The following is a 19,763-nucleotide window of genomic DNA, read 5'->3' as shown; positions in this document are numbered from 1 at the left end:
TAAATGAGAATCTATCCAATTGTAATATTTTCACTTTCTTTACTCTGTTTGGGTTGCAAACAAGCTAAAGACTGCGACTTACTAATTCAAAATGCTAATGTTTTAGATGTAGAAACAGGAGATGTTTTAGAGAATAAAACAATAATTATAACAGACGGCATTATTCAAAATATAATTGATGAACCTAAAGATTATAAGGCAATTCAAAGTATAGATGCGAAAGGAAAATTAGTCACACCAAGTTTTATAGATAGTCATATACATCCTACTGACGTTTTCGGAGATAGAGAAAAGGCACCAAAATCACTTAATGATAATTCTCGTAAAAAATTATCCGACGCCTATTTACCTTTCGGAACAACCACAACTCTAATGATGGGACAGCCAGAAAGTTGGTTGGGTACAGTACTAACTTGGCAAAGTAATCCTAATCCAAATTTTGTAGACGTCTTTACAACTGGAGGTGCAATAATTTCAAAAGAAGACCGTAAACCATACATTGGTCATAGTATGGTAGAAAACACATATAAAGCACAAGCTAAAATGATTGAATATCATAATCTTGGTATCAAACACATTAAGTTATATTATAGGCTTAATAATCCAGAATTTCAATCCGCATTTGAAACAGCTGACAGTTTGGGTATGAAAATTTATGGACACATTGGAGGTTTTAATTTAGAAAACCAAACAATTAATGAAACACTTTCAATAGGATTAAAAAATTATGAGCATTTACCTACTATACCTAATAGTATTTTGAACTCAAGTGAAGATTGGGAGGAAGCTAACAAAATATTTGAAGAAAATTTTGGGGAGCTAAATTCTGAATCGAGAGTTATTCAATATTTATTAGAACTATCCAGATACTCAGAAACCTATAAAAAAAATGAACAAGAGGAGTTTATAGATAAACTTGCAAAAGAAAAGGTTTCATTTTCCACAACCATACACTTTTTGTATCAACAATTCGGCGAAACCTATTTCACTAAACCAATAGATACAACCTTAACCGAATTACAAGTAGAAAGATGCTTTGAAAATTTCAAGATATTAATGCAAAATGTAAAAAAAATGTATGATAAAGGAGTTGAAATAAGACTTGGTTCTGATATGGCTAATGGTGGTAAAGCCAACCTCTCTGAACTTATACTTCTTTGCGAATATGGCTTTTCGGTTAATGATGCGTTCAAAATCGCAAGTATAAATGGAGCAAAGGCAATTGGAATTGAAAATGATGTAGGTTCATTACAAAAAGGTAAAAAAGCAAACCTACTAATTTGGAAAAAAAGTCCATTTGATGATATTAAAAATTTCACGTCAGAAAAATTAATAATCAAAGATGGAAAAACAATCTTAGCGGAATAAAAGCGGTTTGCTAACACCGTGGATAATTCATTGCTTGGTTCTCGCCGACTTACGAAAACCCTAGCGGATTTTCTATTCGGTTTGTATTTGCTAATTTAGTTGCTGAAACACGCAACAGTCCATACATGAGCACATTGTAGCTAATTATGAAAACGAAGAAAAATTATCTGTATTTTAATAAATGGTGGGTTCCGTTACTGATTTACATAGGCATTTTTGGAATTTTTTTAATTGGAACATTCCTTAAAAGAAACTGGATTACTAATTTATCATTCATATTATCCATTTTGAACATTATTGGGTCAATAATGACTATTTTTATTTCAAAAGGAAAATGGTATTTTAGAATTCTGATATTTTTTTCAGGGATTTTTGTTTTATTATTTACTTTCATTTTAGCTTATCAGACACCTGATTATTATGGCGCAAATAAAAAAATACCTGAAAATATAAAAATTTATGACGCAAATGAATTTTCGGCTAAATCATCTAAATACTTAAATTCAAATAGTGGACTAAGAATATCTGGATATGGAGGAAGTTATTCCTTTCATATAAAATATAGTTTTCGCGAAAAAGGTCACTTTTATTTAAAAGCGTATGAAGTAACTTCTAATAAAAGATTGTCTAAAAAACAGTTAGACAAGAGGCTGTTTAAAGTAGAAACTCTTGAAGAAAAACTATACGAAAACTGGCTCAAAATTTATGAAGGTTCACAAAATTACAAATATGCTTGTAGATTAGAACTTTGGTTTAAACCAATAAATAATAAGAATGAATATAAAATCACAGAACAAAATTTCATAATTACTGGATGGGAATCTTCTTGGTTTTAAATTAAATGGAATTAATAAAAACTAGCTATATCACGGCGTATAATTAATTGCTAGTTTTAGCCTATTTACGAAAATTCTTTCGGAATATTCTATCTGTGATTTATTTGCTAATTTAGTGCTTAAACATGCAAAACAACAGCGAAGCGAACTGGCGAAGCAAACCATACACAAACACGCTGGCACTAATTAAAAACATGAACAAGCCTTTATTTGTCTTAATTCTAACGATGTTTTTTTTGGGTTGTAAAAATGAAAAAGCAAAATTAGAGTTCTTAACTGAAAAGATCCCTAATGAAATTCCTATTGTATTTAGAAAGGAAATAATTCCTGATAATGGGATTATTCACAAAGGCATATTTAGTCCTGACTTAAAAGAATATTACTATACAATATCCGATAAGAATTTTGAGAATTTTAATGTTTTCAAAATTGAGAAAACTAATGATATTTGGTCTGAACCTAAAGAAGCTTTCTTCAATAGTGATTATAATGATCACGGAATGAGTTTCTCACCGAATGGAAAAACTCTTTATTTCAGCTCAACAAGACCAGTTAGTATTGATGGAATCCCTGAGACATGGCATATTTGGAAATCTGACAAGATTAACGGAAAATGGGATAAACCCGTTTTTATCGATATCCCAAATTTCAGAAATAAATTAGTTTCTCATCCTATAGTTACCAATTCTGGAACTTTATATTTTCATAAAAGTAATTTGGACTACAGCGAAATGGATATTTATTACTCAGAGCATATAAATGGAAAATTCATGGATGCAAAACGAGTTGAGTTAAATTCTAAATTGAGAAAATGTACGCCTTACATTTCACCAGAAGAAGATTATTTGATTTATGCTTCAATTGGAAATGAACTTGATTTGATGATTAGTTATAACGACGGAAATGGCAAATGGATAAATACTAAAAAATTAAATGATAAAATTAATAACGAAAGTCAAGGGAATCCTTATGTTACACCTGACAACAAGTTTCTTTTTTTCACAACTGGAGAGCATATGGAAAAAAAATGGAAAGTTAAGTGGGTGAATATAGAATCCGAAATTAAAAATAACTAATGCAATATCACCTAAGCTGTATTAAAAAGCAGTTTAGCAAAACAATGGTGCAACATATGAAGAAGACCCTCTACATCGTATTTTTTATTCTCTGTGCGTGTAATTCGAAAAGTCGCAAAGAAAGCATCCATAAAACTGATTTAAATGAGTTGAATATAGATATTAGAATTATTGAAGACATCGCAAAACTAACCAACAAGGATGTTGTAAAAAATACAGTTATACGATACAAACCAGCTGACTCCACTAATAGAGTTTTTGAACCTTATGACTCCCTTGTTCCTGGCGTTAAATTTAAGTTTGTAAATGAGAAAACCGCATATAAAATAGTTGATAACCATTTTGATGATGTCAAGAAATCAAAAAATTACTTATTCCTAACCAATCTTGATTTTGACGATTCTTACCGTTCTTACTATGACATTGTAATTGCTCCAATTTCAGACCAATTGGAACTGATCAAGTTTGTTGGTATCGAACCTGTAAATTATGATTTATCCAATAACGATGTTGTCGAATGGTTTAGAAAAAAACAAACTGAATTCGATTTCGATATCATTGTTGCGGATTTTGATAGAATTGAATCCGTTCTAAAATCTGAACCAGATTCTTATGAGAAACTTGGAAAGGAAATTTTTGAATTTTGTCCTGATGTAATTTACCAAGGTCACTCTGATATGGACGAATTAGTCCAACATTTGAAAACGAATAAACATATGTGGATGTGGTGGGACTAATAAAGCCTTATACAAAACCGTATATAATTAAAAACTTAGTGGCAGTCGGTATACGACAACCCTTTTAGATTTATCATTTGATTCCTACGTGCTAAGTCGACTTCTTAAACTATCCCAAAATCTTCCCATCCACCATAGTCAACTTACGATCTGCCATATCGGCGAGTTCTTGATTATGGGTTACTATGACAAAGGTTTGTTTAAACTCGTCCCTAAGCTCAAAGAATAGGTTGTGGAGTTGGTCTGCAGATTCACTATCCAAGTTGCCAGACGGCTCATCGGCAAAGATGATTTTTGGTTGGTTAATCAAAGCTCTGGCTACAGCTACACGTTGCTGCTCACCACCAGACATGCTATTGGGTTTATGGTCTATACGATCCTTAAGTCCTAAATACTCTAGTAATTCCTTAGCGCGTTTCTCGGCCTCTGCTCTAGGTGTTTTATGTATAAATGCAGGGATACACACGTTCTCTAAAGCCGTAAATTCTGGTAACAATTGGTGAAACTGAAAAATAAAACCAATATGTGCGTTTCTAAACTTAGCCAAGGCTTTATCTTTTAGGGATGTAATGGATTGCCCATTAATAATTAACTCGGTGTCTGGTTTATAGTGGGGCGTGTCCAATGTCCCTAAGATTTGTAATAAGGTGGTTTTACCAGCACCAGAAGCTCCAACAATGGATATGACTTCGCTCTCACTAATGTTTATATCTACACCTTTAAGGACGTGTAAATCACCGTAACTTTTGTGGATATTTTTGGCGTTAATCATATTACCAGCGAAAATACTATTTTACAGGGAATAATACATACTTAATGTCACTTCGAGTGATTTTCTTTAAGATTGAGCGTGTCGAAATCAAAGAAAATCGTATCGAGAAGCACATGTAGATATCATTTTCTTGTTTTCGATAGATTGGTTGTGCTTTTCGAAGTGATTATAATTGTTACTTGCCTCTCGATACATTTCGTCTAAACGACGAAATACTCGAAGTGACATCATCTATGGTAGCGTGTTATTCGTAAAAATATTAAAATCACGTTCGGAATTCATATTACCCAATTGCGATTGGGAGCTATTACGTTTTTTAAACACATTCTTAATGCCATTAAAATCAATAAAGTATTGCAGCCGCAAGGATAAGGTATGCTGTATAGGCTGGTCAAACAATGTATTTAAACTTTCTGAGTAATTATCTTCGGAGCGCTCATCAAAATTAAATAGTTGATTTCTATACAAAGCCGTAAGGAAGCTTCCAGGTGCGAATTGCCATGAGTAGCTTAAATCGATGTTCCAAGTGCTAAAATTAATGTTTGGACTATCACCAACATTATTTATGGTATAACCAGAATCCGTGGTTAAGCGACCATTATCCAATAGTGTAAATAACTCACGATCATAATCTACCGTATCCCAATAATGCCTAAAGGTTAAAGCCAAAGTATTGAAAGGATTAAAACTGTAATTGGCAGATAGACTGTTGGTTAATCGTAAGCGGTTACGTTCCCCAAAAATCGGAATATTATCAACAGCATCATCAGGGCCTTGCACGTCTACATTTGTGGCATAGCCTCTAGAACCATTGGACATATTAAGATCTAAGCCATAGACTGCCAAAAGCTTATCTGAAAACCTAAAACGTGGTCTAAATTCAAAATTATATCCGAAAAGATCACGACCATCTTCTAATATTTTGAATAGGTTCAACTCCACATCAATTGCAAACTTGTTATTATAATTAGAGGAATAAAAGCCACCACCACTGACGATGTCCTCAAAGATAAACGGTCTGCCATCTCGAGATTCAAAATAATCATACTGTTTACCTGGCTCTATATTAAATCTAAAGCCATAGCCATTTAGATTTTTTGTTTGCGCGAAATAGCGACCTCCAAAATTAATTCCTGTAAATGTACCTAAGGCACCTCTTTCGGCCAAGTTTCTGTAATTCACCCAAGCATTGATGCGGTAACTGTTTAGATTTCCTTTTGGCTCAAAAATTTGATACCATACATCTGCACCAAAATTATTAAAGTTGTTTCTGAAGATAAGCCCTAGATCATTAATGTTATATTTCGTGTCTGCGAAGCGATGGTCAAAACTGTAGCGTAGGTTTCCGTGTGATTTTCCTATATAAAAGAAAGAGCTATATCCAGTTTCATTGTCGGCAACTTGGTAATTGACATTACTCATTTTGGCCTCAGCATTAATCACATAAGTGTTACGTTTATTCTGAATGTTAGCGACTAATGCTGTAGCATTGGCATCTCTAAATTCACCTTCACGGAGTACGTTGGTATTAATTAAGCTTATAGACGAATTACCATTAAATTGTTGATCAACCACCAAAATATTATAATTGGTAAAGGGCTCAACGACTTCGCGTCGCTTTTCGCCTGTGTCCGTATTGGTAATGGTAGCCTCAGTTGTTTCTGTAATGGCATTAAAAATACCAACGCCAAGTCCCTTTTTGGTTCTACCAGACACCTTTACAGCGTTTAACACTTTAACCTCGTTAGGTACATTGGCTTCTTCGTTGTCATCTAAATCCAATGTGCCGCTTGGTCTGTTACCTACACGACGTGAGAAAAACAAATTACCTTTTGAAAAGAGTTCTACACCTTCAGTAAAAAATTGGCGTTGCTCAGAAAAGGTTTGTTCGAACGGACCAAGGTTTAGCACTACATTATCAAAACCAGCTTGACTAAAATCTGGTACAAGTGTGGCATCCAGGGTAAAGTTATCCGTAATACCATATTTTACATCCATTCCAAAGGTGAGATCCGTTTCGGTATCGCCATCAAAACTATTTACAATACCAGTAGAAAAAGGGTAGAGGTTAAGTCTAACAGGAGGCTTAATATTTTTGAGACCTGTAAGCTCACCATGATAGAGTCCAATATTTCCTTTCGTAGGATCAATAGGATTCCATGTATATTGTGCGCGTTCGCGTCTAAATTGTCTATGAAATTGTAAACCCCAAGTTGGATCTTGTTGATCGGTAAATCGCAGTGTTCTATAGGGTATTTTTATCTCCACAATCCAACCGTCGTCAACGATTTGCACGGCACTTTGCCAAACGGCATTCCAGCTAAAATCTTCACCAATAGTAGGATTTGCGATGGCATCGGCTTGCTGTCCAGAACTAAACACAAAGAATTGTGTATCATTTTGGGCATCATTATTGGGATTAAAGACCACAGCAAAAAAATCGGTCTGGCCAAAGTTATCGCGATTCACCAACTGCGTCATCATTTTTGTTGGATCGTCGTACAAATAGGCAGCGACATATATGGCCTGATCGTCGTAAGCAAGCTTGACTTCAGTGCGCTCTTCATAGGCTCTTTTCTCACCAATTTCTGGTCTAAATGAAATGAAGTTCGTAGCAATTTCGGCGTTTTCCCAAATGGCTTCATTGAGTACACCATCTATTTTAGGTGCCTTGTCTGTACGTGATATGTTTAGTGATTTTTTATCTTCGGGAATAACAATGTCGTCTTGAGCAGAAACATGATTAAAGATACATATGGACATTACTAGTAAAGCTGAACGTAAGTTCATATAAGGTTGATTGATTGATGATTTAATACAGTATTAAAGACATAATTAATTAGCGGTTGTTACACTTTAACTCTGCAAAGCTAAGTGCTCAGTTTCTTATACGCTCTTAATTAAACGTTAAAAAGGCTGATACATGTTTAATGACTCAGATTGACGAACTGTCAGTGGTTGTTATTTGGAACGCTTATTGTTCTGTTTTAAGAAAAATTGTAAATGAAAAAATACCAAAAACTAATAATAAGCCTATTATGCGATGGATTGGGATACGTGTCCTTTATATTTCCACCGTTTGATTTTATTTGGGCACCATTATCAGCCTATTTTATGACGAAGCTATATAAAGGCAAGGAGGGAAGAGTAGCTGCTGTAATAACCTTTGTTGAAGAAGCCTTGCCATTTTTTGATGTGATACCTACATTCTCTTTAATGTGGTTATATACCTATGTGTTAAAGCCAGAAAAGAAGACCACAATAAAGGCTTAATAAAAAAGGGCTACCTAGTTAATGGGTAGCCCTTAATAATTGGAATTTGTGTTTTATTTAATCATCAATTTCAACATCCTCGAATGTGATGTTAAAATCTTCAGAACCACCAGTCGTAGTACCAAATTCGTTGCTATCGTCGACTGAGCTTGGCTCATGAATTAGTCGTATTTGTACATTCCCAGTACTAGCAGCACCAGCAACCCATGTGGTTTCAACACCTAATTTACTTCCATCAGGTCCATCAACATCACCTGCATCTCTTGTCAGGGTTAAATTAATACCATTGACTGCATAGGCAAAGAAATGCTCATCTGCTTCTGGGATGATATCTCCATTTAAAACATCTTCAGCAGGTGTTTCTGATGCGTTTGATAAAGCCAATCTTAACGCATAAGTTGCTCCAGTAGAAAAATCTCCTACTACTGTTTCTGCAGTAACACCATCTTCAAGACCATCTGGCGCTACACTAGACATTACTACAATGTCATTTGCATCTGCCGTGTTTGTAAAAGTCAAGGTTAAATTTGTAATTATCTCTTCTTCGTTTACAGCATCTGGATCATCATCAGAACAGGATGTGAATGATGAGATAAGTGCGAAGCACAAAACTGCTTTAATAATGAATTTATTTGTTTTCATAGAATTTAGATTTAAAAAATTAATGTTCATAGTTTTAGAGTTTGAATTTTTTTCGTTCATTTTTATTTAATAATTAAGTTGAATTTGTAGGGTTATATTTCTTCCAATATCATCGGCAAAAAAGCGCAACCTATTTAAATAGTTACGATACGACGTATCAAATAGATTATTAATGCCCAATCCTACATTTAAACTTGTTTTTTCGCTCAGAGCGAATGTTGCTTCACTATAAAAGTGTAACAAATGATAAGCTGGTGGAGGTGTACTTATATCTAGAAGTATCATGTCACCAGTCAATTGATCTTCTACTTCGAAGTTAAAATCTGGGAATTCGTTTTGTTCAAAAACCCATTCTGATTTTAAGCTTGCTGAAAAATTATACCACTTAGTGTTCAAATAGCGCAACTGATTCATAGTACTAAATGGAGGAATATCTATAAGTGGCAAGTCTGCCTCTAAATCATAACCTTTTGTAAGAGATGTTTTATTTTGCCATTGCAGGGCATCAGTTATGTCATAGGTTACTGTTAAATCAATACCGAATAGTTCGGCATCTGTCTGCTGATATTCCCATATTGGAAACGGCCCTCTTCCTGTAAGGATAAAATCAAAAGGTCTTAGATATATAAAATCCGTAATTCTATTATAGAAAACTTCAGATAAAAATCTAAGCCTGGATGTATTATGACTGTAAGAAAGTGAAACACGGTTTGCCAATTCTTTATCAAATCTTAGATCACCTAGTTCAAATCTTGCCGCTGAATGGTGCAAACCATCACTAAATAACTCAGATGGGTTAGGCGGTCTACTCGCCAAGCTGTAATTAAATAAGAGTTGATTTTTTTCGTCAAGATTTAACCTGGTACCTACTGATGCAGAAATGTTGTGGAAATTAAAGACAGGATTTGTTAAAAGCTGTGTCGCCAATTCTTCGATGATAATATCTGAGAAATCTTCATCATAACCACGTTCTTCCCATCGTGATATGCGATAAAACTTTTTAGCATCGATTCTATTAAAATCGTAACGCAGTCCTGCATCAACTAATAAGTTGTCATTTAATCTCCATTCGGTCGTTGTATATATTCCAAAATCATATTTGTCATAATCTGGGATTAAACGTCTTACACCTGTATCTGGATCTGCAAAATTGTTCTGATAGCGACCCATAATCCCAAAATTTATTTTTCTATCGAGATTAGAGTCCAAATTTACATCTGCCAAGATGGAATGCGTTTGTAATGTCAAATCAATGGCGGGAATATCGCGTCTATCACCAATTCTCACATCAAACTCTAAGCGCTGATTATTTTGGTAATCATATTGTAAACTGACTTTACCAAAACCTTGGAAACGTTTAAAATAATTTGCTTTGGCCAAGTGATGCGTAATTTTCTGTTTTGGCGCATTGATATCGTAACTAAAATCTTCAATTAGCAATGGCTGTCCCGCATTGATAGCACGTTCAATATCAAAAACACTACCAATATGAGAAGCTCCTAGGATACCTATCTCATTATTTAGATAGCTATAAAAGATTTCAAAGCCAGATTCAAATTTCTTTTTACCAAACTGTACTGATAAACCTTTAGAGTCTAACCCTGTATTGGTGAGGTTATAGTCAGGGGCTTTAAAATCTCCATTCCTTTTATAAGATCCTTGTATCTGCGCAAACCAACCTGACCTATAATTTTTATTTAGAGTGGAAGAGATATTATATCCTTTACCATTGGTTTGCCCACCAATAATAGTTCGCCCATATAAAGTATCTTTAAGTATAACTCGACCAGAATTAATAACCACAACACCACCAACAGCATCGCCACCATATGCTAATGCGCCAGAACCTTTAATGACTGAGATTTGGTTAGCACTATTAATATCAATATTTGGTGCATGTTCTATACCCCATTCTTGATCTTGCTGACGTACGCCATTATTCATTATCAAAATTCTGCTACTATGCATTCCATTAATCATAGGTTTTACAATGGTATTCCCAGTATTAATAGACGAGACACCAGCCACTTCTTTTAGGGCATCACCAAGATTTAAAGCTGAATACTTTTTGAGGGTATTTGCTTTAATAACAGTTTCTTGAGCGGTCGTTGTTTCTTTTTTAGTGCTACTAGCAGAAACTGAAACCTCATTGAGTTCTTCAACATGATGCTCAATAGATATCCTCTTAAAGGTATCACCGGCAATGCTATAGCTCACGGTTTTAGTTTCACAACCTACGTGCGATATAGTCAATGTTAATGTACCAGAACATAGATTCTCAATTTTAAACTTTCCATCAAGATCTGATACTATATACTTATCTTTTTCTTTTATGTATATAGTAGCAGAGGAGATGGGCGAACCATCATGAAAGTCATTGAGTTCGCCTAGAAAGGTAAACTTGCAATTTTGGCTGTAACTATAGCAGGATAATGCCATAACCACACCAATTATAAATCGTGTCATTGTTAAAGTTTCGTTTGTGTATCAGAAAAGTGTGATGCTATACAAACTGTGGTGGTCCTCGAAGAAACCTAGTAGAATACTGATGTGTATTGAAAGAAATATAATACGACGATAATTTAGAGGTTGAAATGAACTCAGGACTGAGGTCATAATCTTCAATTACGAAAAAATTATTCTGGGTAAGCTTAAACTTATAAAAATCACAATCGAGATCAGATTCATGAAAATGGGTCGTTGCATTGTTGTCGTTTTCACAAACTTCGTGGGTATGGTGCGTGAATAAATGAGAAGCTTTAACAGCAGTAGGCAACATAACAGAAAGTGTTAGCACAATGGCTAAAACTTTAAAAGAAGTAGTTATGATAGTCTTAATATTCAATCCACAAATTTTTTAAGCCCAAATCGTCTGAGCATTTTCTTTTCGAATTCCCAGAAGAACTTAAATTGTCCAAATAGCCATCCAAAACTTACCAATAGAATTTGATAGAAAACGAGTCCAATGATAATGAATAATATCCAGTATAACACTGGGTTTAAGTTTTCTTTAGTAATTCCTATAAGCTTCATGATTGGTCGGCCCACGTAAACCGAAGATGATCCTGTAATTGCAAAAACAATGAACACACGAATCATTTCCCATCGGTAATCTAATATCCACTTGTTTTCAAGTTTCTTAAATATAGTAAGCGTCAATTTTAGTAGCGTATAGAATACAGGTATTGTCGCAATAATAGAAAATGCAATATGATAGTCTTTTAAGAATGCATTCGAAAGCCTAAAAGCTGAATATCCTAAGCCAAGTAAACCTAAAAAGGGAAATATCAACTGCCAGTTGTGCTGAATTTCCCATTGTTTTTTAAATTTTTCCATAGCACTATTAAAGTGCCACAAATTTACGTTAAATCCTAGGATAAAATGAAGTCAATCGCTGATTATATTGAAGTTGAAAATAGACGAAATAATTATAGAGTAAATAGTTAACCTCGTAGCCATAGTCCGTATTTCTGTCATAATCTATGCGGAGTTCATATAAATTTGGATCGTATCTAGCGGGCTGCAGATTACGTTGATTCCAAGATTGTACCAAAAGCTCATTTCTAGACTCTAACCATTGCTGGGAATAAAAACCTCTAGGCCTAGCTCTACTTATGATCCAATTATTAAATCCAGGTTCGATGATAATGATTTCATATTCAGTTTCGTCACTGCTTATAGACACGGTATCATTTTCTACCAATGGACTATCACTACCATGATTGATTGTTTGGTCGGCATTATAGGACTTGCAACTTGCTATAAGTACAATAAGAACAATAAAAGGGATAATCTTTTGCATAGCTTAAAGATATTAAAAATTTGTATGTAGCGTTTTAGTTTTTTATTTCATTTAACACTACAAAGCAACATGATCTTATGGTTATTTCATAGCACCAATATGTGAACTGACGATATGAATGAGTGAACCTACCGTTTTGGTATAAAAAAAGCAGTCCTAAAAAAGAACTGCTCTTGATATTTTTGAATGTGCTAGGCTTATTTACCGAATAAACCTCCTAAAAGACCACCAAGTCCGCCTTTTTTCTTACTGCCACCTAACACCATACCTGCGACATCATCAATAACACTTCCGTCACCATCTGCATCTAATATCTTTTCAAGGAAACTTTGCTCATTTCTAGTATCGTTACCACCAAGTAGTCCACCTAGGATACCACTTAAATCTCCTGCAGAACTAACATTGTTTTGACGTGTCTGCTTTCCTAAAACACCCATTAAAATTGGTGCAGCTACTTTAAGAATGCTACCAACAGAGCCCATATCCAATCCAGCTTTTTCGCCAATTACTTTTTCTACACCTTGACGTCTTTGACCTAACACATGACCAAGGATTTTGTCACCATCTGTTTTTACTTCATCATCAACACCTCCGCCAAATAGGCTGCCTAAATTATCTAAGATGCTTCCATCGTGCTTATTACTTAAAGCTCCCATAAGACCTTGAGCCCCTTCAGGTGTAGCAGCATTTCGCTCCATTGCTTTCATTAAGACTGGTAGCGCCATTGTTAATACACTGCTTGTTTTATTTTGATCTGTTCCTGTTGATCCAGAAACACCACTTATAATAGTTTTTCCTAAGTCACTGTTTAATAAATCTAAGATTCCTTCCATTTTTAGTTATAATTAAGATTAATAAAATTTAAGTTTTAAAAGGTACAAAAAAAAGTCCCACAATTGTAGGACTCATTTTATTCGACTTAGTCACATTTATTTGTTAACCAAGAATACTAATGATCTGATCTGCTAGTTCCACACCAATTCTATCCTGTGCTTCGTTTGTTGCAGCACCAGTGTGTGGTGTTAAGGATAATGCCGAATTCATTAAAAGTTGAATCTCTGGTTGTGGTTCTTTTTCAAAAACGTCCAAAGCAGCTCTTGCTACTTTCCCTTTTTCAAGCGCTTTTACCAAGGCTATTTCGTTAATTACTCCTCCACGTGCAGCATTGGCCATAATCACACCATCTTTCATTTGATTGAATTCCTTTTCATCAATGACGTAATCTTTCTGAGCTGGAACATGCAGTGTTAAAAAGTCGGCTTGCTTTAAGACATCTTCTTTCGAGATGGTTGCAATATCAAAATTCACTTTTTGTCCATCAAAAAATTCCAGTTCGAGATTAGCCTTTTCTATAAAGGGATCAAAAGCTATGACTTTCATTCCTGCGCCAAGACCAATTTTTGCTGTGGCTTGTCCGATTCTACCAAAACCAATGACACCTAGAGTTTTTCCTTTTAGCTCAGTCCCTTTAGCATAGGCCTTTTTCAATTTTTTAAAATTTGAATCGCCTTCTAAAGGCATGTCTCTATTGGCATTGTGTAAAAAACGTGCTAGGCCATAAAAATGTCCAAAAACCAGTTCCGCTACAGAGTGCGACGATGCAGCTGGTGTATTAATAACATGCAGTCCTTTGCTACGCGCATATGCTACATCAATATTATCCATACCAACACCACCACGGCCAATAATCTTTAGGCTAGGGCAGTTGTCAATAAGATCCTTTCTCACTGTCGTAGCACTTCTCACAAGAAGCACACTAATGTCGTTATCGTTTATATAATTTTGAAGTTGCTCTTGTGCAACCGTTGTGGTGATGACTTCATATCCAGCAGCTTCCAATGCATTTATGCCACTTTGAGAAACTCCATCATTTGCTAATACTTTCATGTTTTTTTATTACTGTGGCCTAGGTTCTCAAAGCCACGATTATTTTATTTTGTGCGGTGGCTTCGAGCGTCTCAGTCACCATATTACATTTATTGTTTAAGCCTTGCTCTCCAGTTCGCTCATAACTTCAACAAGTACCTTTACACTGTCTAAGGACAAGGCATTATACATGGAAGCTCTATAACCACCAACACTTCTATGTCCATTTAAGCCATTGATACCAGCTTCTTTCCACATGGCGTCAAAAGTTTCTTTTAAATTTTCATTTTCTAAAGTGAATGTCGCGTTCATATGAGAACGATCTTCTTTTACGGCATAGCCTTTAAATAATGGATTTAGATCTATTTCAGAATAGATTAAACGTGCTTTCTTATCGTTTTCTTCTTCAATTGCTTTTATACCACCAAGATCCTTTAGCCATTGCATGGTTAGCATACACACATAAACAGCAAAAACAGGCGGTGTATTAAACATGCTCCCTTTACTGATATGAATTTTATAGTCCATCATTGATGGAATCTTACGAGAGACCTTTCCTAAAATATCTTCTTTGACAACAACTAATGTTGTACCAGCAGGTCCCATATTTTTCTGAGCTCCAGCATAAATTAAATCGAATTTCGAAAAATCTAGCTGACGAGAAAAAATATCACTACTCATATCGCATACCATTGGAATTGGAGACTCCGGAAAATGTTGCATCTGTGTTCCGAAAATGGTATTGTTAGATGTACAATGGAAATAATCGTAATCTTCAGGAATATCATATCCCTTTGGGATGTAATTGAAGTTAGCAGACTTAGAAGATCCTACTTCGTAAATATCATCATAAATTTTAGCTTCCTTAATGGCCTTGTCGCTCCAAGTACCTGTATTTAAATAACCAGCTCTCTTCTCTAATAGGTTTAAAGCCACCATTAGAAACTGGGAGCTAGCGCCACCCTGAAGAAATAAGGCTTTGTAGCCTTTACCTTCTAAGCCCAACAATTCTAAAGCCAATGATCTCGCATTTTCCATGACATCTACAAAGGGCTTGCTTCGATGTGAGATTTCTATAAGCGATAGACCATCATCGAAATTTATAAGTGCTTCTGAAGCTTTTTGTATTACCGATTTTGGTAACACACAAGGACCTGCGCTAAAATTATGTTTTTTCATGAAAATTTATTTTCATTTCCGATACCACGGAAATCTATTACATTACAATTTAAGAGCTACAAAGGTGCTAATTAATTGCCTATTATGTATTAATAAATCGATAATTTTTATATCAAATTTTTAACAAGAATTCAACAGTATCCACATCATCTGCATAATCCCAAAGCTGTGGTTGTTGTGTTTTTCCAAAAGCGATTTCATCTTCTAATAGTCCAGCAGCAACGACGCATTGTATCTTTTCTGAATCCTCAATGAGTTTTTGTTTTAATCCACTGTCGTTGTCATAAGTTTCATAAAATAGTGTCGCAATAGGAGAGGCATAACTTTGGTCTTCCTTAACCATAAGAAAGCCGTTCTCCAGCATATCGAATTCACTCATTAAATAGACCGCTTTGTTATAATCATAGTTGTTGGCATATTTAGCCTCGTGTATAATAGGGTGCCACTTGTAAACTGCATTGAAAAAATCATCGAAATTGTAATTTTTGGGTACGAATAATTTAGAGACGTTTCTGCAGCCTAAACCATAATATCTAAAGATATCCTCAGACAAAGCTTCGAGTTGCGCTTTAGTTTCGTTACCAGTGAGTATAGCTACCGAATTTCGATTTTTTCTAATGATTGATGGTTGATCTTTAAAGTAATATTCAAAATAACGGGCTGTATTGTTACTTCCAGTGGCAATAACAGCATCAAAATTATCTAGCTTGTCTTCCGTAAATGTGATGTTGCCCTTAAATGCTGGCGCAACGATTTCTAAATACTTTGTCAAAAAGGGTAGAAGGTGTTTGTCGTTTGAGGATTGCTTCACCAAAACCTTATGACCAGTAATGAGTACGGACAAGAAATCATGAAACCCAACCAATGGAATGTTTCCTGCCATAATAATGGCAATGGTTTTAGGACTGATATCTTTAAAATTATAAGTGTGAGTCCATTTAGTAATGTGGTCTGCTTGCAGTGCATTAGACCAAGACTCTAGACTGTACAGGATATTGTTTTCCGTAAACCAACCATTATGTTCTTTGGCCAATTTAATTTGATGTTTAAAACCATCAAAGAATAGGTCATTGGCTTCAACCGTTTCGTTTTTTTGAATGCCTTTTGTTGAAAATTGGCTTAAAAAATCACCCAGTTTAGAGAAAGCGTTAATTCTTTGTTGTAAATCCATCTAGTGTTTGGTAAAACGCCAATTTGGCTCTATTTTTGCAACTGCAAAATTAAGCAATAAAAAAAGAAGAATTACTATGGCGATTATAATCACGGATGAATGTATTAATTGTGGCGCTTGCGAGCCAGAATGCCCAAATACTGCAATTTATGAGGGTGCTGATGATTGGCGCTATGCAGATGGCACGAGCTTAAAGGGCAAGGTAGTGCTACCAAGCGGTAAGGAAGTGGATGCCGAGGAAACCCAAGAACCCATAAGTGACGAGGTCTATTATATTGCACCAGATAAGTGTACGGAATGTATGGGCTTTCATGAGGAGCCACAATGTGCTGCGGTATGTCCTGTGGATTGCTGTGTGCCCGATGAAGATATCGTAGAAACTGAAGACGAGTTATTAGGTAAGCAACGCTTTATGCATCCAGACGGATAAATGCCTAATGAATAATGAATAATTATCCTAAGTCCATGACTTGGGATTTTTTTTATTTAAAAAATACGTAAGGTTACGTATAGTTTTTTGTCTCATCAATTATTAGATTTACGAGTTGCTAAAAACAACTAAAAGTTTTGTTATCCCTGAACATATTAAGGATATTGATCAAAATAGTTTTGATATAACAAGTTGTAACACATTTAAAAAAACAATATTGTATGCCATTCAATTTAGGAGATGTATCGATTGAAGGAACAGCAAATTTAGAAGTAGATAATGCTAACTTCGACTTTGAAAATTTACTTCAAATAAATAGCACATTCAATCCTTATACATTTGGTGCAAGCTTAATAATAGATATTTGGAGTTCCAACAAAAATAGAGAACAATATCAAGAACAAATTAATCTTTTAAGAGAGATAAGCAGGAAACTTGATGAATTAAATAAAACTGCTAAACAAATTTTAAAAGCTATAAATTCTCTACCTGAAAAATTTGGTAAAGTTTTAGATATAGAACTTCTAAAGACTGATTTAAGGAGTAATTGGTTATTAATTGACAATACTCTTATGATATTTGAAAGTGTAGAAGATTTTATGATTACTAAAGACGAGTGGAATGATATAACACTTGCCTATAATTCCGTATGTACATACGAATATAGAATTAATCATTTGTCTGCAATTCCTAAAGTTACTGAACTGTTAAACTTTATTTCACAAGGTATTTATTCAGATTATACCAAAATTCTAATTCAGAGAGTTATTGATAGAATCAAATTATATCAAAAAGAAATTGGAGAATCATTGGTTGAAATTACAAAGGAGTTTATAACTGAAACCATTATTAAACAAAAAAAACGTTATTTATCTTTTTACAAAATAGAATCTAATTTAAACGAAGTTTCTGATTTGAGACTAATAGAAACTAAAATTATCAAAGCAACGGTTCCAGGGATGCATTCACCATCTGAAGATAATGAAGTGCCACAAATAAGAAAAATGATAGAGAAAAGTAAAAATAAGTTTGTTGAAAATTTTAATTTTCTCACTGATTCATTTAACAATTATGAGGCATTAAAATCAATTCTAAGGGATATTTCAAAAGTCGACTATAAAAGTGAACTAGCTAATTCAAAAAATTATATTAAATCAGAATAACGTGTTACAACACCGTATATAATTTATTTCTAGGTCTAGTCTACTTACGAAAATCGTAGAGTATTTTCTATTTGGTTTGTATTTGCTAAATTAGGTACTTAAAACACGCAACAAACCATATACAAACACGATGATGTCGAATACGCCTGCGGCGTACTTTTGTCTATGCTGCTTCGCAGACTATATATCCAAAAGCAGTTCGACATCATCGCTGCGCTATGCCAATTGCAACTTAACAGTTATCAAGTACATATCAACAAGTTTCGCCGCTGAGGCTGATTTACTCAACATATCAGGTCGCTAGATGCAATTGGTTGCTCTTTTTTTGTTCCCAATAAAAGAAAAATCAAAGCTAACGCTCGCTTCGCCAGCTAGCTAAAGGTCGATAATTGGCAATTAAAAAACATACCGCGGGATAACTATTGCAAATCATCGACTCGATTTTTCATTATCTTCACAAAAAAACAGACAACTGCACATAGCGCAGCGTTGCCACTCATTTGATAAAAACCTATGAATAGACAAATTTGGACAAGAAGAAATTTTAATAATAACAACCCAAAAAGTTATCCTTGTCCGACTTGTAACGTAGGAATATTAGACCTGAATAGAATTTTGACCAAAATCACACCAACAGGTAAAGAAATGGAATATTATAATTACGACAACGGAATTGAACACTTATTTAGCGGAATTTTACAATGTAAAAATGCTGATTGCAAGGAATTAGTAACTATAAGTGGACAATGCTTAAAAGACATAGTTTTTGGAAAAGAATTACCAGATGGACAGTTGATTGAAGACAGATATTCGGACTATTTCCCAAAGTACTTTTACCCGAATTTGAGATTATTTCATCTGTCAGATAAAGTACCAACAAACGTTGCTGAACAAATAAATTTATCATTTTCAAATTATTTTGATGATTTATCATCCTGTGCAAATAGAATAAGACACTCTATCGAACTGATATTAGACGACTTAAAAGCACCTAAATGGAAAAAAACAAACGGTGGCAATATTCATAAGTTTAAAGTTCTTCATCGAAGAATTCAGCATTATGGAAAAAGAAATAAAAATATCGCAAATCATTTACTTGCTTTAAAGATAATTGGAAATGAGGGCAGTCATATTGGAAATTTACAAACTGATGATATACTTGATGCATACGAGATTTTGGAACAATTAATTGAATTTGCATATATCAAGAAAACCAAAAGAATAGCGGAATTGGCAAAAGAAATAGTTGTTCTGAACAAACCGCGAACGAAAAAATAAAAACATGTGGCATCAACGTGTATAGCTCATTGCCGCTGAATTATATACTCGGAGTTTAGTGCAATTAATTAACTTACTGCGGCATGACGAAACGCTTTATGCATCCAGAAGATTAAACGTGATATACTAAATATAAAACCCGAAGTTTATAGCTTCGGGTTTTTATTTTA

19 protein-coding genes are annotated in these 19,763 nt (G+C 34.4%); 8 read left to right on the top strand and 11 right to left on the bottom strand.

Going from position 1 to position 19,763, the window contains the following annotated elements:
* The first annotated feature begins 3 nt into the window (after positions 1 to 3).
* The 4 genes from H7F21_RS08980 (at position 4) to H7F21_RS08965 (ending at position 4,017) form a co-directional block, all read left to right on the top strand.
* A complete protein-coding gene (locus H7F21_RS08980; protein WP_185788935.1) occupies positions 4 to 1,368 on the top strand; it encodes an amidohydrolase family protein in 1,365 nt (454 codons plus the stop codon).
* 146 nt (positions 1,369 to 1,514) lie between these two features.
* The gene (locus H7F21_RS08975; RefSeq protein WP_185788934.1) at positions 1,515 to 2,204 is read left to right on the top strand and encodes a hypothetical protein; all 690 of its coding nucleotides are present in this window, start codon (positions 1,515 to 1,517) and stop codon (positions 2,202 to 2,204) included.
* Between the two features lie 125 nt (positions 2,205 to 2,329).
* On the top strand, positions 2,330 to 3,280 hold the full coding sequence (locus H7F21_RS08970) for a TolB-like translocation protein (RefSeq protein WP_185788933.1): 951 nt from the start codon (positions 2,330 to 2,332) through the stop codon (positions 3,278 to 3,280).
* Between the two features lie 56 nt (positions 3,281 to 3,336).
* Complete coding sequence (locus tag H7F21_RS08965) at positions 3,337 to 4,017, top strand: DUF4253 domain-containing protein (protein ID WP_185788932.1); 681 nt, start codon at positions 3,337 to 3,339, stop codon at positions 4,015 to 4,017.
* A 109-nt stretch (positions 4,018 to 4,126) separates the two neighbouring features.
* Here the strand turns inward: H7F21_RS08965 and H7F21_RS08960 are convergent, their stop codons facing one another.
* Both H7F21_RS08960 and H7F21_RS08955 read right to left on the bottom strand, forming a co-directional pair.
* Positions 4,127 to 4,789 (bottom strand): ABC transporter ATP-binding protein, encoded by a 663-nt coding sequence (locus tag H7F21_RS08960; RefSeq protein ID WP_185788931.1) that lies wholly within the window; start codon positions 4,787 to 4,789, stop codon positions 4,127 to 4,129.
* 231 nt (positions 4,790 to 5,020) lie between these two features.
* Positions 5,021 to 7,579: a DUF5916 domain-containing protein gene (locus H7F21_RS08955; protein WP_185788930.1), complete on the bottom strand. Its 2,559-nt coding sequence runs from the start codon at positions 7,577 to 7,579 to the stop codon at positions 5,021 to 5,023.
* Positions 7,580 to 7,792: 213 nt separating this feature from the next.
* Here H7F21_RS08955 and H7F21_RS08950 point away from each other — a divergent pair, with 213 nt between their 5' ends.
* The gene (locus H7F21_RS08950; RefSeq protein ID WP_185788929.1) at positions 7,793 to 8,062 is read left to right on the top strand and encodes a hypothetical protein; all 270 of its coding nucleotides are present in this window, start codon (positions 7,793 to 7,795) and stop codon (positions 8,060 to 8,062) included.
* A gap of 57 nt (positions 8,063 to 8,119) precedes the next feature.
* Here H7F21_RS08950 and H7F21_RS08945 read toward each other — a convergent pair whose 3' ends face one another.
* From H7F21_RS08945 to H7F21_RS08905, 9 genes are all read right to left on the bottom strand, one after another.
* Complete coding sequence (locus tag H7F21_RS08945; RefSeq protein ID WP_185788928.1) at positions 8,120 to 8,704, bottom strand: type 1 periplasmic binding fold superfamily protein; 585 nt, start codon at positions 8,702 to 8,704, stop codon at positions 8,120 to 8,122.
* 66 nt (positions 8,705 to 8,770) lie between these two features.
* Positions 8,771 to 11,170 carry a TonB-dependent receptor gene (locus tag H7F21_RS08940; protein ID WP_185788927.1) on the bottom strand — a complete coding sequence of 800 codons (2,400 nt, stop codon included), beginning with the start codon at positions 11,168 to 11,170 and terminating at the stop codon, positions 8,771 to 8,773.
* Between the two features lie 37 nt (positions 11,171 to 11,207).
* Entirely contained in the window at positions 11,208 to 11,549 is a 342-nt protein-coding gene (locus tag H7F21_RS08935) for a hypothetical protein (RefSeq protein ID WP_185788926.1), read from the bottom strand.
* Positions 11,546 to 12,040 (bottom strand): DUF6787 family protein, encoded by a 495-nt coding sequence (locus H7F21_RS08930; protein ID WP_185788925.1) that lies wholly within the window; start codon positions 12,038 to 12,040, stop codon positions 11,546 to 11,548. Before H7F21_RS08930 ends, H7F21_RS08935 begins: the two co-directional genes overlap by 4 nt.
* Positions 12,041 to 12,068: 28 nt before the next feature.
* Positions 12,069 to 12,506: a DUF6146 family protein gene (locus H7F21_RS08925; protein ID WP_185788924.1), complete on the bottom strand. Its 438-nt coding sequence runs from the start codon at positions 12,504 to 12,506 to the stop codon at positions 12,069 to 12,071.
* A 197-nt stretch (positions 12,507 to 12,703) separates the two neighbouring features.
* A complete protein-coding gene (locus H7F21_RS08920; RefSeq protein WP_185788923.1) occupies positions 12,704 to 13,339 on the bottom strand; it encodes a DUF937 domain-containing protein in 636 nt (211 codons plus the stop codon).
* A gap of 103 nt (positions 13,340 to 13,442) precedes the next feature.
* Entirely contained in the window at positions 13,443 to 14,393 is a 951-nt protein-coding gene (locus H7F21_RS08915) for a D-2-hydroxyacid dehydrogenase (protein WP_185788922.1), read from the bottom strand.
* A 96-nt stretch (positions 14,394 to 14,489) separates the two neighbouring features.
* A complete protein-coding gene (gene serC, locus H7F21_RS08910; RefSeq protein ID WP_185788921.1) occupies positions 14,490 to 15,551 on the bottom strand; it encodes a 3-phosphoserine/phosphohydroxythreonine transaminase in 1,062 nt (353 codons plus the stop codon).
* 112 nt (positions 15,552 to 15,663) lie between these two features.
* Entirely contained in the window at positions 15,664 to 16,722 is a 1,059-nt protein-coding gene (locus tag H7F21_RS08905; protein WP_185788920.1) for an acyl-CoA reductase, read from the bottom strand.
* Positions 16,723 to 16,798: 76 nt separating this feature from the next.
* Between H7F21_RS08905 and H7F21_RS08900 the strand changes: the two genes are divergently transcribed.
* From H7F21_RS08900 to H7F21_RS08890, 3 genes are all read left to right on the top strand, one after another.
* On the top strand, positions 16,799 to 17,152 hold the full coding sequence (locus H7F21_RS08900) for a 4Fe-4S dicluster domain-containing protein (RefSeq protein ID WP_185788919.1): 354 nt from the start codon (positions 16,799 to 16,801) through the stop codon (positions 17,150 to 17,152).
* 221 nt (positions 17,153 to 17,373) lie between these two features.
* A complete protein-coding gene (locus tag H7F21_RS08895; protein ID WP_185788918.1) occupies positions 17,374 to 18,315 on the top strand; it encodes a hypothetical protein in 942 nt (313 codons plus the stop codon).
* A 513-nt stretch (positions 18,316 to 18,828) separates the two neighbouring features.
* Positions 18,829 to 19,593, top strand: a complete 765-nt coding sequence (locus H7F21_RS08890) for a DUF4145 domain-containing protein (RefSeq protein ID WP_185788917.1) — start codon at positions 18,829 to 18,831, stop codon at positions 19,591 to 19,593.
* Positions 19,594 to 19,763: the final 170 nt, after the last annotated feature.

Source organism: Winogradskyella flava, from assembly GCF_014243395.1.
Lineage (GTDB): Bacteria > Bacteroidota > Bacteroidia > Flavobacteriales > Flavobacteriaceae > Winogradskyella > Winogradskyella flava.
Note: the sequence above shows the minus strand (reverse complement) of the source record. Positions and strands in the feature narration are given on the sequence as shown.